The sequence below is a fragment of the Pseudomonas sp. TE3644 genome (assembly GCF_056278815.1).
On sequence record NZ_JBWBQF010000001.1, the window covers coordinates 4,609,313 to 4,625,699 of the forward strand.

16 protein-coding genes, 5 tRNA genes and 1 pseudogene are annotated in these 16,387 nt (G+C 63.0%); 4 read left to right on the top strand and 18 right to left on the bottom strand.

All coding sequences use genetic code 11. From position 1 onward, the window contains the following. Positions 1 to 26: 26 nt before the first annotated feature. The 8 genes from murB to ACZ9GA_RS20290 form a co-directional block, all read right to left on the bottom strand. The gene (gene murB / locus ACZ9GA_RS20255) at positions 27 to 1,046 is read right to left on the bottom strand and encodes a UDP-N-acetylmuramate dehydrogenase (RefSeq protein ID WP_457361041.1); all 1,020 of its coding nucleotides are present in this window, start codon (positions 1,044 to 1,046) and stop codon (positions 27 to 29) included. After that, a complete protein-coding gene (locus ACZ9GA_RS20260) occupies positions 1,043 to 1,507 on the bottom strand; it encodes a low molecular weight protein-tyrosine-phosphatase (RefSeq protein ID WP_027977462.1) in 465 nt (154 codons plus the stop codon). The genes murB and ACZ9GA_RS20260 overlap by 4 nt, the downstream gene beginning before the upstream one ends. Then, positions 1,507 to 2,271, bottom strand: a complete 765-nt coding sequence (kdsB, locus tag ACZ9GA_RS20265) for a 3-deoxy-manno-octulosonate cytidylyltransferase (RefSeq protein ID WP_457361040.1) — start codon at positions 2,269 to 2,271, stop codon at positions 1,507 to 1,509. Before kdsB ends, ACZ9GA_RS20260 begins: the two co-directional genes overlap by 1 nt. Continuing rightward, a complete protein-coding gene (locus ACZ9GA_RS20270; protein ID WP_027977460.1) occupies positions 2,268 to 2,453 on the bottom strand; it encodes a Trm112 family protein in 186 nt (61 codons plus the stop codon). The genes kdsB and ACZ9GA_RS20270 overlap by 4 nt, the downstream gene beginning before the upstream one ends. 41 nt (positions 2,454 to 2,494) lie before the next feature. After that, the gene (lpxK, locus tag ACZ9GA_RS20275) at positions 2,495 to 3,496 is read right to left on the bottom strand and encodes a tetraacyldisaccharide 4'-kinase (protein WP_457361039.1); all 1,002 of its coding nucleotides are present in this window, start codon (positions 3,494 to 3,496) and stop codon (positions 2,495 to 2,497) included. Further along, positions 3,496 to 3,921 (bottom strand): ExbD/TolR family protein, encoded by a 426-nt coding sequence (locus ACZ9GA_RS20280; RefSeq protein ID WP_455921489.1) that lies wholly within the window; start codon positions 3,919 to 3,921, stop codon positions 3,496 to 3,498. Before ACZ9GA_RS20280 ends, lpxK begins: the two co-directional genes overlap by 1 nt. Continuing rightward, positions 3,918 to 4,553: a MotA/TolQ/ExbB proton channel family protein gene (locus ACZ9GA_RS20285; RefSeq protein WP_027977457.1), complete on the bottom strand. Its 636-nt coding sequence runs from the start codon at positions 4,551 to 4,553 to the stop codon at positions 3,918 to 3,920. Before ACZ9GA_RS20285 ends, ACZ9GA_RS20280 begins: the two co-directional genes overlap by 4 nt. Positions 4,554 to 4,615: 62 nt before the next feature. Next, on the bottom strand, positions 4,616 to 6,838 hold the full coding sequence (locus tag ACZ9GA_RS20290) for a DNA internalization-related competence protein ComEC/Rec2 (protein WP_457361038.1): 2,223 nt from the start codon (positions 6,836 to 6,838) through the stop codon (positions 4,616 to 4,618). A 147-nt stretch (positions 6,839 to 6,985) separates the two neighbouring features. On the opposite strand from ACZ9GA_RS20290, the gene ACZ9GA_RS20295 reads away from it, so the two are divergent. Then, the gene (locus ACZ9GA_RS20295) at positions 6,986 to 7,516 is read left to right on the top strand and encodes a DUF2062 domain-containing protein (protein ID WP_457361037.1); all 531 of its coding nucleotides are present in this window, start codon (positions 6,986 to 6,988) and stop codon (positions 7,514 to 7,516) included. Between the two features lie 151 nt (positions 7,517 to 7,667). Here ACZ9GA_RS20295 and ACZ9GA_RS20300 read toward each other — a convergent pair whose 3' ends face one another. From ACZ9GA_RS20300 to ACZ9GA_RS20310, 3 genes are all read right to left on the bottom strand, one after another. Next, positions 7,668 to 8,447, bottom strand: coding sequence for an ABC transporter permease (locus ACZ9GA_RS20300; RefSeq protein WP_027977454.1), 780 nt, complete (start codon positions 8,445 to 8,447; stop codon positions 7,668 to 7,670). Beyond that, entirely contained in the window at positions 8,444 to 9,376 is a 933-nt protein-coding gene (locus ACZ9GA_RS20305; protein WP_457361036.1) for an ABC transporter ATP-binding protein, read from the bottom strand. The genes ACZ9GA_RS20300 and ACZ9GA_RS20305 overlap by 4 nt, the downstream gene beginning before the upstream one ends. Before the next feature lie 144 nt (positions 9,377 to 9,520). After that, positions 9,521 to 10,144 carry a glutathione S-transferase family protein gene (locus tag ACZ9GA_RS20310; RefSeq protein WP_457363684.1) on the bottom strand — a complete coding sequence of 208 codons (624 nt, stop codon included), beginning with the start codon at positions 10,142 to 10,144 and terminating at the stop codon, positions 9,521 to 9,523. Between the two features lie 288 nt (positions 10,145 to 10,432). On the opposite strand from ACZ9GA_RS20310, the gene ACZ9GA_RS20315 reads away from it, so the two are divergent. Together ACZ9GA_RS20315 and ACZ9GA_RS20320 are read left to right on the top strand one after the other, a co-directional pair. Next, complete coding sequence (locus tag ACZ9GA_RS20315) at positions 10,433 to 12,880, top strand: acyl-CoA dehydrogenase (RefSeq protein ID WP_457361035.1); 2,448 nt, start codon at positions 10,433 to 10,435, stop codon at positions 12,878 to 12,880. A gap of 59 nt (positions 12,881 to 12,939) precedes the next feature. Beyond that, positions 12,940 to 13,353, top strand: coding sequence for a PA2817 family protein (locus ACZ9GA_RS20320; protein ID WP_457361034.1), 414 nt, complete (start codon positions 12,940 to 12,942; stop codon positions 13,351 to 13,353). A 104-nt stretch (positions 13,354 to 13,457) separates the two neighbouring features. On the opposite strand, the gene ACZ9GA_RS20325 is transcribed toward ACZ9GA_RS20320, so the two are convergent. The 5 genes from ACZ9GA_RS20325 to ACZ9GA_RS20345 all read right to left on the bottom strand — a co-directional run bounded on the left by ACZ9GA_RS20325 (position 13,458) and on the right by ACZ9GA_RS20345 (position 14,476). After that, positions 13,458 to 13,533, bottom strand: a tRNA-Gly gene (locus tag ACZ9GA_RS20325). Between the two features lie 530 nt (positions 13,534 to 14,063). Next, positions 14,064 to 14,139: transfer RNA gene (locus ACZ9GA_RS20330), tRNA-Gly, on the bottom strand. Between the two features lie 3 nt (positions 14,140 to 14,142). Further along, positions 14,143 to 14,218: transfer RNA gene (locus tag ACZ9GA_RS20335), tRNA-Glu, on the bottom strand. Positions 14,219 to 14,322: 104 nt separating this feature from the next. Next, positions 14,323 to 14,398: transfer RNA gene (locus tag ACZ9GA_RS20340), tRNA-Gly, on the bottom strand. 2 nt (positions 14,399 to 14,400) lie between these two features. Next, a tRNA-Glu gene (locus tag ACZ9GA_RS20345) sits at positions 14,401 to 14,476 on the bottom strand. Between the two features lie 253 nt (positions 14,477 to 14,729). On the opposite strand from ACZ9GA_RS20345, the gene ACZ9GA_RS20350 reads away from it, so the two are divergent. Continuing rightward, the gene (locus ACZ9GA_RS20350) at positions 14,730 to 15,494 is read left to right on the top strand and encodes a hypothetical protein (protein ID WP_457361033.1); all 765 of its coding nucleotides are present in this window, start codon (positions 14,730 to 14,732) and stop codon (positions 15,492 to 15,494) included. 162 nt (positions 15,495 to 15,656) lie between these two features. Here the strand turns inward: ACZ9GA_RS20350 and ACZ9GA_RS20355 are convergent, their stop codons facing one another. Further along, on the bottom strand, positions 15,657 to 16,139 hold the full coding sequence (locus ACZ9GA_RS20355) for a GAF domain-containing protein (RefSeq protein ID WP_457361032.1): 483 nt from the start codon (positions 16,137 to 16,139) through the stop codon (positions 15,657 to 15,659). Beyond that, a pseudogene (locus tag ACZ9GA_RS20360) lies at positions 16,136 to 16,237 on the bottom strand (AAA family ATPase); the annotation flags it as partial. The pseudogene ACZ9GA_RS20360 and the gene ACZ9GA_RS20355, both read right to left, overlap by 4 nt. Between the last annotated feature and the right edge of the window lie 150 nt (positions 16,238 to 16,387).

Below are 16,387 nucleotides of genomic sequence, written 5' to 3' on the forward strand. Positions count from 1 at the left end.
CTCCCACAGGTTGCTCAACACCAGGCTCAGTAGAGATTGGGCTCCATCTCCAACGCCACACCAAAGCGCTGCAGAATGTCCGCCTGGATACGCATGGCCAAGGCATGCAATTGCGCACCCGTCGCCGATCCGTAGTTGACCAGCACCAGCGACTGCAAACGATGCACGCCGGCATCGCCGTCACGAAAGCCCTTCCACCCTGCCCGCTCGATCAACCAGCCGGCCGCCAATTTCACCTGACCATCAGCCTGTGGGTAGCCGACCAGGTCAGCATGCTCAGCCTTGATCCGCTCGGCCACCCCAGCCGACACCACCGGGTTCTTGAAGAAGCTGCCGGCATTGCCCAACTCGGCGGGATCCGGCAGTTTTTCTCGCCGAATACTGCAAATGGCCGCACTGACATCCGCAGGCGTAGGCACTTCAATGCCCTGCTCGGCCAGGCGCTGACGCACCGGCCCGTAGTCGAGGTGAAGATGCGCCGTACGCGTCAGATTGAAGCGCACCCGCAGAATCAACCAACGCCCAGGCTCACGCTTGAACAGGCTGTCGCGGTAGCCAAAGGCGCACTCCTGCAAACTGAAGTCGCGCAGCTCACCGGTTTCGCGGTCCAGTGCGGTCAACCCGTGGAACACGTCCTTGATCTCGACACCATAGGCGCCGATGTTCTGCATCGGCGCCGCGCCGACGGTACCGGGGATCAGGCTGAGGTTTTCCAACCCGGCCAACCCCATCCCCAGCGTCTGCTGGACAAACGGGTGCCACGGCTCACCGGCCTGGGCCTCGACCACCACTGCTTGACCGTCGTCCGCCAGCACCCGCACGCCCAGGCTGGCCATGCGCATCACCAACAGTTCCAGATCACCGGTCAGCAACAGGTTGCTGCCACCACCGATAGGCAGCACAGGCACCTGATGCTCACGAGACCAAGCCAGGGCCTCGCGCACTTGGTCATCATCACTGACGTCGACGAACCAGCGCGCCTTTACGTCAATGCCAAAGGTGTTGAACGGCTTGAGTGACACCCGCTCGCGAATCTGCAGGCTCATAGCCGCCCCTTCAATTCAATCACCAGGCCGTGGCACGCCTGCTCAATCAGGTCCAGAACCTGCTCGAAACCCTGCTCACCGCCGTAATAAGGATCCGGCACTTCATCCACCGCGCCGTCGTACCGACGCAGGAACAGGTCCAGTTCAGCACGAGCACCTGCAGGTTGCAGGCGCTTGAGGTTGCCCAGGTTGCTTTCGTCCATGGCCAGGATCAGGTCATAACGGCCGAAATCTGCCGCGCTGACCTGCTGCGCCCGCTGGGCCGACAGGTCGTAACCGCGCCGCAGCGCAGCCGCACGGGTGCGACTGTCCGGGGGCTTGCCCACATGCCAGTCGCCCGTGCCGGCTGATGCCACTTCAATCTGATCCGCCAGCCCGGCTGCGCGCAATTGATGGCGCAGCACGCCCTCGGCGGTGGGCGAGCGGCAGATATTACCCAGGCACACGAACAGAACCCGCATCAGGCCTCCAGCAAGCGCTTGACGCGCTCAAGGTCCTGCGGGGTGTCGACGCCGGCCGGTGGCGGCTCTATCGCATCTGCCACGTGGATGCGCACGCCGTGCCACAAGGCACGCAGTTGCTCCAGGCGCTCGGTCTCTTCCAGCCAGCACGGGCCCCAGGCCACGAAGTCCTGCAGGAAGCCGGCACGGTAGGCGTAGATGCCGATATGACGACGGAACGGCACGCCAGCAGGCAGCGTGTCACGATCAGAAGCGAACTGGTCGCGCGCCCACGGCAGCGTGGCGCGGCTGAAGGTCAGCGCCAGGCCATTGAGGTCGCTGACCACCTTGACCACGTTGGGATTGAACAACGACTCCACATCTTCGATTGGCTCGGCCAGGGTAGCCATGCCGGCTTCGGCGTGAGCGGCCAGGTTGGCCGCCACTTGATCGATCACCGACGGCGGGATCAGCGGCTCGTCACCCTGCACATTGACCACGATGGCATCGGCGGCCAGGCCCAACGCCTGGGCCACTTCGGCCAGGCGGTCAGTGCCCGACTCGTGATCGGCGCGGGTCAGCAGCACCTGGGCGCCGAATGCCTGACACGCCTCGACGATACGCTGATCGTCGGTGGCCACCACCACGCGCTCGGCGCTGCTTTTGCAAGCCTGCTCCCACACGTGCTGGACCATCGGCTTGCCGGCGATCAGTTGCAGGGGCTTGCCCGGCAGGCGCGTGGAGGAAAAACGCGCCGGAATGACAACGGTAAAGGCCTGGCTCATTTATCCAGACGCTCCTCGTCGGTCAGGGTGCGTGCTTCGCTTTCCAGCATCACCGGGATGCCGTCGCGAATCGGGTAGGCAAGGCCGGCGCCTTTGCTGATCAGCTCGGTCTTGTCGGCGCTGAGTTTCAGCGGGCCCTTGCAGATCGGGCAGGCGAGGATATCGAGCAGTTTGGTGTCCATGATGGGTCCTTGGCAAAGATGCAGCGTGGAAGCGAATAGGGTCAGGCGCGCGCCAGCAACGCCGGCAAGCGGCCGTCCAACCAGGTGACGAACGCCGGCGAAGGCCGCGCGTCGACCGCCAGGTACCACCAGTCATCACGGGCGAAGGCGCGGCATTTGACGGCGTCCTTCTCGGTCATGACCAGCGGCAGCGACGGTGAAAACGTCAGGGCCGCCAGGCTGTATTGGGCATGGTCGGCGAAGGCGTGGGCCTGTGGGCGCCAGTGTAGCGCCTGCAGGGTATTGAAGAAACGTTGCGGGTTGCCGATACCGGCCACCGCGTGCATGGCCTGGCCAGGCGGGAACAGGTCCAGACCGCGGCGCTCGCCGGTGCGCACGTTGATCAGCGCGGTAGGCTGCAGGGTGAAGGCAAAGCCCTCATCGCTGTCACCGGCAGCACCGTTGAACAGCACCGCGTCCACCGATTGCAGGCGTTCCACCGGCTCGCGCAGGGGGCCGGCCGGCAGGCAACGGCGGTTGCCCAGGCCGCGGGCGGCGTCGATCAGCACCAATTCCATATCACGGGCCAGGCGGTAATGCTGCATGCCGTCGTCGGACAGGATCAGGTCCAGCGGCTGGGCCTCGATCAGCGCCTGCACGGCGCGACTGCGGTCGGGGTCGATCATCAGCGGCACGCCGGTGCGCTGCACGATCAGCAGTGGCTCGTCGCCCGCCTCGCTGGCGGCTTGATCGGGCAATACCCGCCAGGGCAACTGCGGCGGCTTGGCGCCATAGCCACGGCTGACCACGCCCACCTTCAGGCCCTGGCGCTGGCAGTGCTCGATCAACCAGAGAATCATCGGGGTCTTGCCGGTGCCACCCACGGTGACATTACCGACCACCACCACCGGCACGGGCGACCGGTAAATAGTGCCCTCGCCACGCAGGAAGCGCTGGCGCTTGCCCTGCACCACGCGGCGGTACAGGCACTCCAGCGGGCGCAGCAGCGCCAGCGCCGGGTGCCCGGCGTACCAGGCCGCCAACAAGCGATCGGTCAGCGCCATCAGTTGTTCGCCTGCGCCTCGACAGTGGTCATGCTCAGATGGCTGAAGCCCAGCTTGCCCGCCGCGTCCATGGCGGTAATGACCGCCTGGTGCGGGGTTTTGCCATCGGCACTGATGGACAGCGGCAGCTTGGTGTCGCCGGCCGATTCAGCCTGCAGGGCATCCATCAGGGTGCTCAGGTCACTCTTGGGCAACAGCTTGTTGTTCACCGAGTAGACGCCGTCGGCGCTGATCGCTATGTCCAGGGTCTTGCCGGCGTCCTGCTCGGGGCTGCCGCTGACGGCTTCCGGCAGGTCGACGCGCAGCTGGGTCTGCTTGGTGAAGGTGGTGGTTACCACGAAAAACAGCAGCAGCACGAACACCACGTCGATCAGCGACACCAGGTTGATGTCGATCTGCTCTCGTTGCTTGCGGCGGAATTTCACGCTTTGTCCTCGGCCAGATCGACCTCGCGGTCACCCTGCACCATTTCCACCAGCTTGATCGCTTCCTGTTCCATGCCCACCACCAGTTCGTCGATGCGACGTTGCAGGAAACGATGGAAGAACACCGCCGGGATACCCACGATCAAACCCGACGCCGTGGTCACCAGCGCCTTGGAAATACCGCCGGCCAATACCGCAGGGTTAGTGGCCATGTTAGTGCCCATGAACGAGCTGAAAATCTCGATCATGCCCAGCACGGTGCCCAGCAGGCCCAGCAGCGGCGCCATGGCAGCGATGGTGCCCAGGGTGCTGATGTAGCGCTCCATTTCATGAATGACGCGGGCCGCGGCCTCTTCGATGCATTCCTTCATGATTTCGCGACCGTGGCGCGAGTTGGCAAGGCCGGCGGCCAGGATTTCACCCAGGGGCGAATCGGCGCGCAGCTCTTTGAGTTTTTCCTTGTCCAGCTGTTTGTCACGGATCCAGCGCCATACCTGACCCAGCAGGTGCGGCGGCGTCACGCGGCTGGCGCGCAAGGTCCACAGGCGCTCGGCGGTGATGCCCAGGGCAGCGATGGAACTCAGAATGATCGGCAACATCATCCAGCCGCCGGATTTGACCAATTCCCACACAGTAAGGACCCCCTCGAAAAAGTCCGCCACTCTAACATAGGGGGGCTACGGGTCGTAGACCGTCATGTCGGGTCACGCCAGAAGCGTCGCCGCTCGCGCTCGCCCACCACCCCCTCGAAACGCCCCAGACGCAGGTGCAAGGCGCCGTGCAGCGCATTGTCATGCACCTTGATGCCTTGCGCCCGATACCGCGCCAGCACCTGGGGATGAGGATGGCCAAATGAGTTGCCATAACCCCGCGACACCAACGCCCCCTTTGGCTGCATGGCGTTCAGCAGGGCCTGGGACGAGGACGTGCGGCTGCCGTGGTGAGGTGATTGCAACCAGTGAGCGCGCAGATCCAGGCCGCTGGCAATCAGCGCACGTTCGGCGGCCGCATCGATATCGCCGCCCAGCAGCAGGCGTTCACCATTGGCCTCCACCAGCAGGACGCAGGACGACGGGTTGCTCTCCCGCGCATCGGCCCAACGCCACACGGTGAAATTCACGCCATCCCACTGCCACTGCCGACCGGATTCACAAGGCAGTGCGCCCAGGGACGCCGGGAGCTGATCCGCCTCCCCGCTCCAGACCGCCCCGACCGGCAAGCCGCGCATCACCGCCGGGGCGCCGCCGGAGTGATCCAGATGGACATGGCTGATCAGCATCAGGTCCAGCCGGCGCAGCCCCTGCCCGCGCAGATTGGGCAGCACGATGCGCTCGCCCGCATCCTGCCCCGGCGTGCGCGGGCCTGCGTCGTACAGCAGCGTGTGCTGACGGGTGCGCACCACCACCGCCAGCCCCTGCCCTACGTCCAACTGCATGACCTGCGCTTGCCCATGGGGCGGCGACGCCTGCCCCGGCAGCGCTGCCAGCAGTACCATCGGCCAGCCTAGCGGCCGCAAGGGCACACCACTGGGCAACAACACCAACAGCACGCCGATGGCCACCAGCAACCAAAGGCCCCAAGACAAGGTGGGCGGCACCCACGCCGGCAACCAGGCGGCCAGCCAGCCCAGCCCGTCGAACAGCCAGCCCAACAAGCCGCCCACCAGCCACAGCAGGCCCTCGCCCAGCCAAGGCAGCGGCAGTAGCAACGTGCCGAGCAAGGCCGCGGGCAACACGGCAATACTGACCCAAGGCACCGCCAACAGGTTGGCCAGAGGCCCACTCAAACTGATCGGCAGCCCCAGCGCCAGCAACGCTGGCAACAGGCCCACGGCCATCAGCCACTGTGCGCGTGTCCAGGCGCGCCACCACGGCCAGGCACCCAAGCGGCCGGAAAACACCAGCATCAGCACCGCCACTGCCGCGAACGACAGCCAGAAACCGGGCAGCAGGCTGACCAGCGGGTTGATCAACAGCACCGCGTTCAACGCCGCCAGCAACGGCAACCACACCCCCAGGTGACGAAAGCGCAGGCGCCATAGCAGCACCAGCCCCAGCATGATCAATGCCCTTCGCACCGGCACCTGCATGCCGGCCAACAGGCCGTAGGCACAGGCCGCAGCGAAGGCCAGCGCACAAGCCCATGGCAGCCAGGGTAGCGCCCGGGGCCATAATCCCAAGCGCGCCAGGCCCGCCACCAACCCGTAGATCAGCCCAGCGAGCAGACCGATGTGCGTACCGGAAATCACCAACAGGTGCACCGTACCGGTTGCCTGCAGCACCTCCCACTGCTCGCGGCTGATGGCCGAGCCATCGCCCAGCACCAAGGCGGTCAGCACCCCGTGATAGCCCTGGGCATCGACGGCCATCAGGCGCTGGCGCAAGGTGTCGCGCCAGGCGCCTTGCGCCGCCGTCAGCCGCTGACCGTCCTTGACGCTGCCCGTGGCGCCAATGCCGCGGGCCAGCAGCCAGGCTTCGGCATCCAGTCCGGCAGGGTTGACCACACCGCGAGGCCGCTTGAGCGTCACTGCCAGCCGCCAATGCTCGCCGCTGTTCACCTCAGGCCCATTGAACCAGGAGAGGCGCAGGGTACGCGGCAGGTCATGACGCCGCGACGCTGGGTCGCTGAGCTCGAACCGCACCGAACCACCCTGATTGTCCGGCAGGCCGGTCACCCGCCCTTCCAGCCACAGGGTCTGACCATCGAGCTCATGCGACAAACGGTCGTCCAGGGCGCGTTGACCCTGAATGCAGGCCCAGGCCAACCCCAGCATCAGCAAACCCACGCGTACCCAGCGCAGGCATAACAAGCCGACAGCTGCAGCCAGAATCGCCAGCAACAGCCCTGTCCCGGGCAATGCAGGCAAAAAGCGCAGGGTGATCAGGCCAGCCGCCAGGGCCAGCATCGCGGTGCGCATACACTCATCCTTGAGTCATGGGCCCGCCAGCATCCGCGCAAAGGGCAATGAACGCCGCTAAATATTTGTCACAAAGTCTGAACCTGGCTGTCAGGCAATCGCAGGCATACTGCCGCCACCACCACCGATTCCCTCACGAGAACCCGCATGCCGCGCAGCCTGTTCAAACGCTACATGCCCGACCCCGAGCTGTTGCGCCGACACAAGTCCTTACGCTTTCTCGGGCGCCTGCTGCACGACCCCAATCTATGGCACCTCAACCGCCACGGCGTATCGCGAGCGATGGCCGTGGGGCTGTTCGCCGCCTTCCTGCCCATCCCGCTGCAAATGCTGGTGGCCGCCCTGCTGGCGGCGTTGGTGCGCGGCAACCTGGCGATCGCCGTGGCCCTGGTATGGCTGACCAACCCGCTGACCATGGCGCCGGTGTTCTACGTCACCTACCAGGTGGGTGCCTGGCTGATGGGCACACCGCCGCGCACCTTGCCTGATGATTTGAGTTGGGAATGGGTGAGCGGGCAGCTGGCCACGTTGTGGCAGCCATTTTTGCTGGGGTCAGTGGTGACGGGGGTGGTGATGGGGGCGCTGGGGTATGTGGCTACCCAGGGGTATTGGCGCTGGTGGGTGGCGCGCCAGTGGCGGCGCCGGCACCGGCACCGGCACCGGAATGCTCGCCGATGACTCACACTGTGGGAGCGGGCTCTGCCCGCGAAGAGAGCGCCGTGGTGTTTCAGATACTTCACGGTGTTCTTTTCGCGGGTAGAACCCGCTCCCACAGGTTGTTCATCACCATCGAATCCCCCACAGCGTACGTGCAGGGAAATTTACAACATCACGAACGCATCCCGCGGCCGCTGACCAGCAAGCGAGCGCAGCCGATGTACAGCACGATGGTAGCAATGACCATGAAGGCAACCGCCACACTGATCCGGATATCCGACACCCCCAGAATGCCGTAGCGGAAAGCATTGACCATGTGCAGCACCGGGTTGGCCAGCGACACGGTCTGCCAGAACGGCGGCAGCAGGGTAATCGAGTAGAACACGCCGCCCAGGTAAGTCAGCGGGGTCAGCACGAAGGTCGGGATAATAGAGATATCGTCGAAATTGCGCGCAAACACGGCGTTGATGAAGCCCAGCAGCGAAAAAATCGTTGCCGTCAGCAACACCACCAGCAGGGTAATGCCCAGGTGATGCACCTGCAGATGAGTGAAGAACAAAGACAGCAAGGTCACGATGATGCCCACCATCAAGCCGCGCAACACGCCACCGATCACGTAGCCGGTAAGAATGATGTGCGGCGACACCGGCGATACCATCAGCTCTTCAATGGAGCGCTGGAACTTGCTGCCGAAGAAGCTCGATACCACGTTGCCGTAGGAGTTGGTAATCACCGACATCATGATCAGCCCCGGCACGATGTACTCCATGTAGCTGAAGCCACCCATGCCGCCGATCTGCCGGCCGATCAGGTTACCGAAGATCACGAAGTACAGGACCATGGTGATGGCCGGGGGCAGCAGGGTCTGCGGCCAGATGCGCATGAAGCGGCGCACTTCGCGGTAGACGATGGTGTTGAGCGCCACCCAGTTGGCTTTGACTTCGAAACTCATACGGCCACCTTCGCCAGGTTTTTCTCGACCAGGGAAACGAACAGCTCCTCCAGGCGGTTGGTTTTGTTGCGCAGGCTCAGCACATCAATGTGCTGCTGGGCCAGTTGGCCGAACAGCGAGGTAATGCCCACTTGCTTGTCCACCTGCACTTCCAGCGTGTGGCCGTCGACCAGCCGGCACGGGTAGCCGTCCAGAATCGGGGGCTGGGCCAAGTCAGCTGCAAGGTCCAGCAGGAAGGTTTCCACGTGCAGGGTGCCCAGCAGCTTGCGCATGCTGGTGTTCTCGACGATGGTGCCGTGATCGATGATGCCGATGTTGCGGCACAGCTGCTCAGCCTCTTCCAGGTAGTGGGTGGTGAGGATAATGGTGGTGCCTTGCTCGTTGAGCTCGGTGAGGAAGCTCCACATCGAGCGACGCAGTTCGATGTCCACGCCGGCGGTGGGCTCGTCGAGAATCAGCAGGCGCGGGTTGTGAATCAACGCACGGGCAATCATCAGCCGACGCTTCATGCCGCCCGACAGCGAACGCGACGGCACGTCACGCTTGTCCCACAGACCCAGTTGCGTCAGGTATTGCTCGGCACGCTCCTTGGCCAGGCGCGGTGGAATACCGTAGTAGCCCGCCTGGGTGACGACGATGTCGAAGGTCTTCTCGAACTGGTTGAAATTGAATTCCTGGGGCACCACGCCGATGGAGCGCTTGAGTGCCGCCGGGTCGCGGTCCAGGTCGTGACCGAAGATATTCACCGTGCCGCTGGTCTTGTTCACCAGGGTGGAGAGAATGCCGATGGTGGTGGACTTGCCGGCCCCGTTGGGGCCCAGCAAGGCGAAGAAATCGCCTTCGGCCACGTCCAGGTCAATGCCCTTGAGGGCCTGGAAACCGTTGCCGTAGGTCTTGGTCAGCTGCCGGATGGACAGAGCAGAACTCATAGATAAACCATGCACCAAGTAATAAAAAGGAAGGGTCGATAAACCTAAATAAAGACGCCTGGGTGCACCACAAGGTGCGCCGGGCATGACCAATGGTGCTGTCACTCGGCGCACATGTACAGTGATGGATATCGATATTACTTATCAGGTCAACGCGGTCATGACCGCCTTGCGATACGCCGGACGGCTTTGCAGACGCTGGTACCAGGCGTACAGATGCGGCATCGGCGGCCGCTCGATGGGCATTTCGAACCAGGCGTAGACAAAGCAGCCCAGCGGGATATCACCCATACCCAGTTCACTGCCGGACAAGTAGGGCTGGTGCGCCAGGGCCTGATCGGCCACGGCCAGCACCTCGACCACAGCCTTGAGGGCGGCATTGATCTGCACCCAGTCCTGCTGCTCGGCAGGGGTGCGCAACACGCCCCAGAACAGCGGCTTGAAAGGGTCGGCCAGGGACGAGGTGGTCCAGTCCATCCACTTGTCGGCCTGCGCCCGCGTGGCCGCGTCAGCCGGGTACCAGCCCGCCTCGGCGCCGTATTGCGCGCACAGGTAGCGCACGATGGCATTGGATTCCCACAACACCAGCTCGCCGTCCTCGACCATGGGGACACGACCGTTGGGGTTTTTGCTGCGATACGCCGGTTCGTTGACCAGGCCGAAGGCGCCGCCGGCATTGATGGATTCGTACGGCACCTGCAGTTCTTCAGCGCACCACAGCACCTTGCGCACGTTGGACGAATTCGTTCGCCCCCACACCTTGAGCATCATGAGTCTCCTGACGGGATTGTGGGAGAAGTCTACTACTTGGTCAGGAATCGGCGCGCGCTGCTGCCTGGTTTTTTTTCAATCACATCACACAACAATCCCGTAGCCGCTGCCCCCAGGCTGCGCTGGCCCTGCGCCCCAGTGAAAACCTCCAGTGTCCATCAGGGCCAGCGCAGCCTGCAGCAGCGGCTACGGTGTGCGAACTCCCCGCCCGCACCGGGGTCACTACTCTGGCAAGCGGTCTACGCTGTTGCAGTGCGCCGCGTTTGTCATCATGGAGGACTGAATATGCTGTTGTTGTGGATCGTGGTACTGATCGTCAGCAGTGCCTGGCTGGCCCATCGGCGCATGGCGCCCCTGCCCGCCCTGGGCATCATTGCCGTCTACTTGCTGGCCATGGGCATGTTCAGCCGTGCCCCAGGCTGGCTGCTGGCGATCTTCTGGATACTGCTGGCGGCAGGCGCCCTGCCCCTGCTATTGCCCGATCTGCGCCGCAAGCTGTTCACCGCCCCCTTGTTCCGCTGGTTCCAGCGCACCCTGCCGCCCATGTCGCAGACCGAGCGCGAAGCCATCGACGCCGGTACCGTGTGGTGGGATGGCCAGCTGTTCAGCGGCCGCCCCGACTGGAACACACTGCTGGACTACCCCAAGGCGCAACTGACCGCCGAGGAGCAGGCCTTCATCGACGGCCCTACCGAAGAACTGTGCGCCATGGTCAGTGACTGGCAGATCGGCCAGGACCTGGACCTGCCGCCCGCGGCCTGGGCGCATATAAAGGAACACGGCTTCTTCGCCCTGATCATTCCCAAGGAATTCGGCGGCAAGGGTTTCTCTGCCTACGCGCACTCGCAGGTGGCCATGAAACTGGCCACCCGCAGCGGCGATCTGGCCTCCACGGTAATGGTGCCCAACTCCCTGGGCCCGGCCGAACTGCTGCTGCACTACGGCACCGATGAACAGCGCAATCACTACCTGCCTCGTCTGGCGCGCGGTGACGATATCCCCTGCTTCGCCCTCACCGGCCCGCTGGCGGGCTCGGACGCCGGGGCCATGCCCGACACCGGCGTCATCTGCAAAGGCCAATGGCAGGGTGAAGAAGTCATCGGCCTGCGCCTGAACTGGGAGAAGCGCTACATCACCCTGGGCCCGGTCGCCACCTTGCTGGGCCTGGCCTTCAAGGCCTATGACCCCGACCACCTGCTGGGCGAGGAAGAAGACCTGGGCATCACCCTGGCGCTGATCCCCACCGACACCCCCGGCGTCACCATTGGCCGTCGCCACCTGCCCCTGGGCGCAGCGTTCATGAACGGGCCCAACTCGGGCAAAGACGTGTTCGTGCCACTGGACTACCTGATCGGCGGCCAGGCCATGCTCGGCAAGGGCTGGATGATGCTGATGAATTGCCTGTCGGTGGGCCGCTCGATATCCCTGCCGGCGGTAGGGACCGGCGCGGCCAAGTACACCAGCCTGGTGACCGGCCAGTACACCCAGGTGCGCGAACAATTCAACGTGCCACTGTCGGCCTTCGAAGGCATTCAAGCCGCCATGGCCCGCATCGGCGGCAACGCCTGGATGATGGACGCGGCGCGCATGCTCACTGCCAATGCCGTGGACCTGGGGGAGAAGCCCTCGGTGCTGTCGGCCATCCTCAAATACCACCTCACCGAGCGTGGCCGCGAGTGCATCAGCCACGCCATGGACGTGCACGGCGGCAAGGGCATCATCATGGGGCCCAACAACTACCTGGGCCGCAACTGGCAAGGCGCGCCGATCTTCATCACGGTGGAAGGCGCCAACATTCTTTCACGCAACCTGATGATTTTCGGCCAAGGCGCCATTCGCTGCCATCCGTTCGTCCTCAAGGAGATGGCCCTGGCCGCCCGCGAAGACAAGGACCGTGCACTGCTGGAATTCGACGCCCTGCTGCTCAAGCACATCGGTTTCGCCATCAGCAACGCCGCCAGCACCTTCGTGCTCAACCTGGGGCTGGGGCGATTCGAACACGCACCGGGCGATGCCGTCAGCCAGGGCTATTTCCGCGCCCTGAACCGGCAGGCCGCCGCCTTCGCCCTGCTGGCCGACCTGAGCATGATGCTGCTGGGCGGCGAGCTGAAACGGCGTGAACGCCTGTCCGCCCGCCTGGGTGATGTACTGAGCAACCTGTACCTGGGCTCGGCGGCGCTCAAGCGCTACCACGACTTGAGTTCACCCGAGCACTTGCGCCCCCTGCTGCACTGGGCCATGGAGGAAAGCCTGGGCCAGGCCGAGCGAGCGCTGGACGAATTGCTGAAAAACTTCCCCAGTCGCATCCTGGGCTGCCTGATGCGCGTGGTGGTGTTCCCCTTCGGTCGCCGCCACACCGGCCCCTCCGACCGCCTGGATGCCGAAGTGGCTGGCGTGATTGGCCGTGCGAAAGGCGATCCTGCCTTGGAAGAACTGCTAGCCGGTTGCTACCGCCCGCAAGACGCGGATGATCCGGTGGGCGCCCTGCAGGTTGCCTGCGACCTATTGAGCGTCAGCCATCCATTGCAGAAGAAACTGCACAGTGCCTTCAAGGCCGGCCAGTTCACCCCTGCCCCCGAGCAAACCCTGATCGACGCTGGGCTGGAAGCCGGTGTACTGCAGGCCGGCGAAGCCGAGACTCTGCGCAAGGCCGAGGCCGCACGACGCAAAGTGATCGACGTGGATGACTTCGACAAGGACGAGCTAAAGGCCAGCGAAGGCCACGTGCGATGACACACTTGATCCCGGGCGCGTATACTCCCGCGCCCGTTTTGCTCAAGAGGACCTTCAACATGGCCACCCCTTACATCGACCACCAGCTTGTGCTGCTCGATCACCTGCGCGGCATCCTGGTCGCCCTGGGTGAAGCCGAACAGGTACCCGAAGAGAGCCACGACCTCTTTCTGGAACGCTACGACGAACTGCGCCTGGAGTTGCCCATCGACCCGGTCGCCAGCGCCTACCTGGGCCAGGACCTGATGTGCCAGATCATCCAGCGCTACCCGCAAATCGCCCACCTGATCCCGCGCGACCTGCTGTGGTTCTTTGGCGGCGACTGCCTGCACTACATGCCCGATGAAGAAATCGACCTGTACCAGGCTTTGGAAGAGCGTCGTTTCGAGGCTGAAGAGAACGAAGAACCGTTCGACTGGAATCAGGAAAAGCAATTGCTGGCGATGTCGCTGCAGGACAGCAGCAAGCATTGATTGCGCGCTAAACGAAAAAACCGCTCACTGAGCGGTTTTTTTATGCTCGCTTTTCTCGAGACAAACAAAAACGCCGCTCAATGAGCGGCGTTCTTGATTTAATTTGGAGCGGGAAACGAGACTCGAACTCGCGACCCCGACCTTGGCAAGGTCGTGCTCTACCAACTGAGCTATTCCCGCAGAAGACAACTTCGTGTAGCAGCTATCTTGTTGAAATCGTTAATGTTTATCAACGTTTCGATGGGGCAGATTTTGAAGCTATTTGAGCTTCTTGGCAAGTGCTTTTTTCAAAAAAAGTGAGATTTTTTACGTACTTACCAAAATCATCGTCCCCTACCCACCTAAAGCGGGCAAACAAGGCAGACAACGCCTATCCATCAGGCCATGGTACGTTGCAACCAATGTTGGACCGGGGGGCCGGCCATCCGGCTTGCTCAGGAAGCGCCGCGCGGGCGGCGCTCGATCTCGAGAGCACCAAAACAATCAAGGCATGCACCCCCAGGCCCCACCGCAATTCCGTAGCCGCTGCCGCCAGGCTGCGCTGGCCCCATGCCTCGCTGGAAATTTTTAGCGTTCACACAGGCCAGCGCAGCCTGGCGGCAGCGGCTACAGGGTCGGCGGCATCTGTTGGTGGCGGATGTCGGGAGCAGTGCAGCTTTTTTTCAGCACAAACAAAAACGCCGCTCAATGAGCGGCGTTCTTGATGAATATGGAGCGGGAAACGAGACTCGAACTCGCGACCCCGACCTTGGCAAGGTCGTGCTCTACCAACTGAGCTATTCCCGCAAATGGCGTCCCCTAGGGGACTCGAACCCCTGTTACCGCCGTGAAAGGGCGGTGTCCTAGGCCACTAGACGAAGGGGACACGCTGCCCGGAACACATGGTGTGTGTTTCGGTGCCCAGATCCGCATCCGAAGACTTGGTTCTGGTTTCACTCAGCCTCGCCCGAAAGCAAGACCGTTTAAAAATGGAGCGGGAAACGAGACTCGAACTCGCGACCCCGACCTTGGCAAGGTCGTGCTCTACCAACTGAGCTATTCCCGCATTGGCGTCCCCTAGGGGACTCGAACCCCTGTTACCGCCGTGAAAGGGCGGTGTCCTAGGCCACTAGACGAAGGGGACACACTACAACTTCACTCCCTGCTGCGTTTCGCTGTGTGCTTTACGCTGCAAGTGGCGCGCATTCTAGGGGTGGTTTGAGAAGTCGTCAACCCCCAATGATAAATTTATTTAAATCAATGACTTCCCTGCCGATAACCTGACTGGAGCGGCGCTGTCAGGCCCAGTGCGGCTGCCCTGCGGGGCAATCGCTACTATCCGGCCTGAGGCGAAGCCACTACACTCAAATGGAAGACAACCCGACGAGGCTTACACGGTGACACCACTTCTGATCACCCTGCTTATAGTAGCGGGCATCGTTATTTTGATCGCCATCGGTTACCTGAACAATGTGGTGGAGAACAACAAGCTGGAAAAGACCAAGCTCAAGCACGAGCTGGCCGACCGCTTGCGCCGCTGCGGCGAAATCACCGAAACCTTTCCAGGGCAACTGATGACCCCTGCGCTGAAACTGTTGCTGACGCGCCTGGAGCTCAACCTCAACCAGCGCATCCTGTCCCAGGACAAAAGCAATGCGGCGGTGAAGGCACGCCTGGTGGAACTGGAAGCCGAAATCGCCAAGGGCGAAGGCATCAAGGTCACCAACGCGCCGGTGCCGATCCAGACCGAGGTGAAAGCCAAGGACGTACGCTTTCTGCTGGAAGCCTTGCACGCCCAGGTCACCCGCGCCGCCCAGGACGGTTTTCTGCCAGCCAACGAGGCCAAGCACTGGATCCGCGAGATTCGCCATATCCTGGTGCTGTTGCATATCGAGTTCTTCAATAACCTGGGCCAAGCGGCGCTGCAGGCTGAGCAGCCAGGCCAGGCGCGGTTGGCGTTCGAACGCGGCGTGCAGTATTTGCGCAAGCAGCCGGAGCCGGCGGTGTACCAGGAACAGCTCAAGTACATGGAGAAGCTGCTGGGCCGGGCCAATGCCCAGGTGCTGGACAGTACCGCACCGAGCGAAGACGACCACAACGAGTTGACCGAAGGGCTGAAGGAAGTCGAGCCCGAATGGAAGAAGAAGGTTATCTACGATTGATCGGCAAACCCCGATCCTTATAGCAGCGGCCGCAAGGCCGCGTCACAGGACCGCGTCGTCTGTATCGCGGCCAAGGCCGGCTCCTACCACGGTCGGTGTAGGAGCCGACTTTAGTCGCGATGCAGGCGACGCGGTGTCAATACAGTTGCTGCTACACGGAACTCAGCAATCGGTGGAACGCAGGAAAATCTCCACCATCTTCTCCATCCCCGCCTGATCCACTTCACTGAAGCGCGCAAGCTTGGGGCTGTCCAGGTCCAGCACGCCAATCAGGCGCCCTTCCTTGACCAACGGAATCACCAACTCGCTGTTCGACGCACTGTCACAGGCAATGTGGCCGGGAAACGCATGCACGTCTTCCACGCGCTGGGTTTGTCGGGTGGCGGCTGCCGCACCGCACACGCCCTTGGAAAACGGAATGCGCACGCAGGCCACCTGGCCCTGGAACGGGCCCAGCACCAACTCTTCATTGCGGTTGATATAGAAGCCGGCCCAATTCAGGTCATCCACGTAGTTGTAGAGGAACGCCGAGAACTGCGAGGCGTTGGCGATGAAGTCACGCTCATCGGCAAGCAGCGATTCCAGTTGCGCCGTCAGCATCGCGTAGCCTTCGAGGCCCTGGCCGGTGCTGTTCAAATCGATCATTGCGGTTGCTCCAGTAATTTGAGACCCACCCAGTAACGGGCAAATTGGTAGGCACACAGGCCGTTGCGGTTACCGCGGCCGGTGGCCCAACGAGCGGCGCGAATGGCCGGCAACAGAGGCTCCGGCCGCGCCAGCACCGACTCGGCGCGCTGCGCAAAAGCGTCCAATCGCGCGTCCATCTCTTCTCCTTCACGCCATTTCAAAGTAAAAGGCGCCTGCGCGCTGTCGATATAGTGACACGCCCCCAA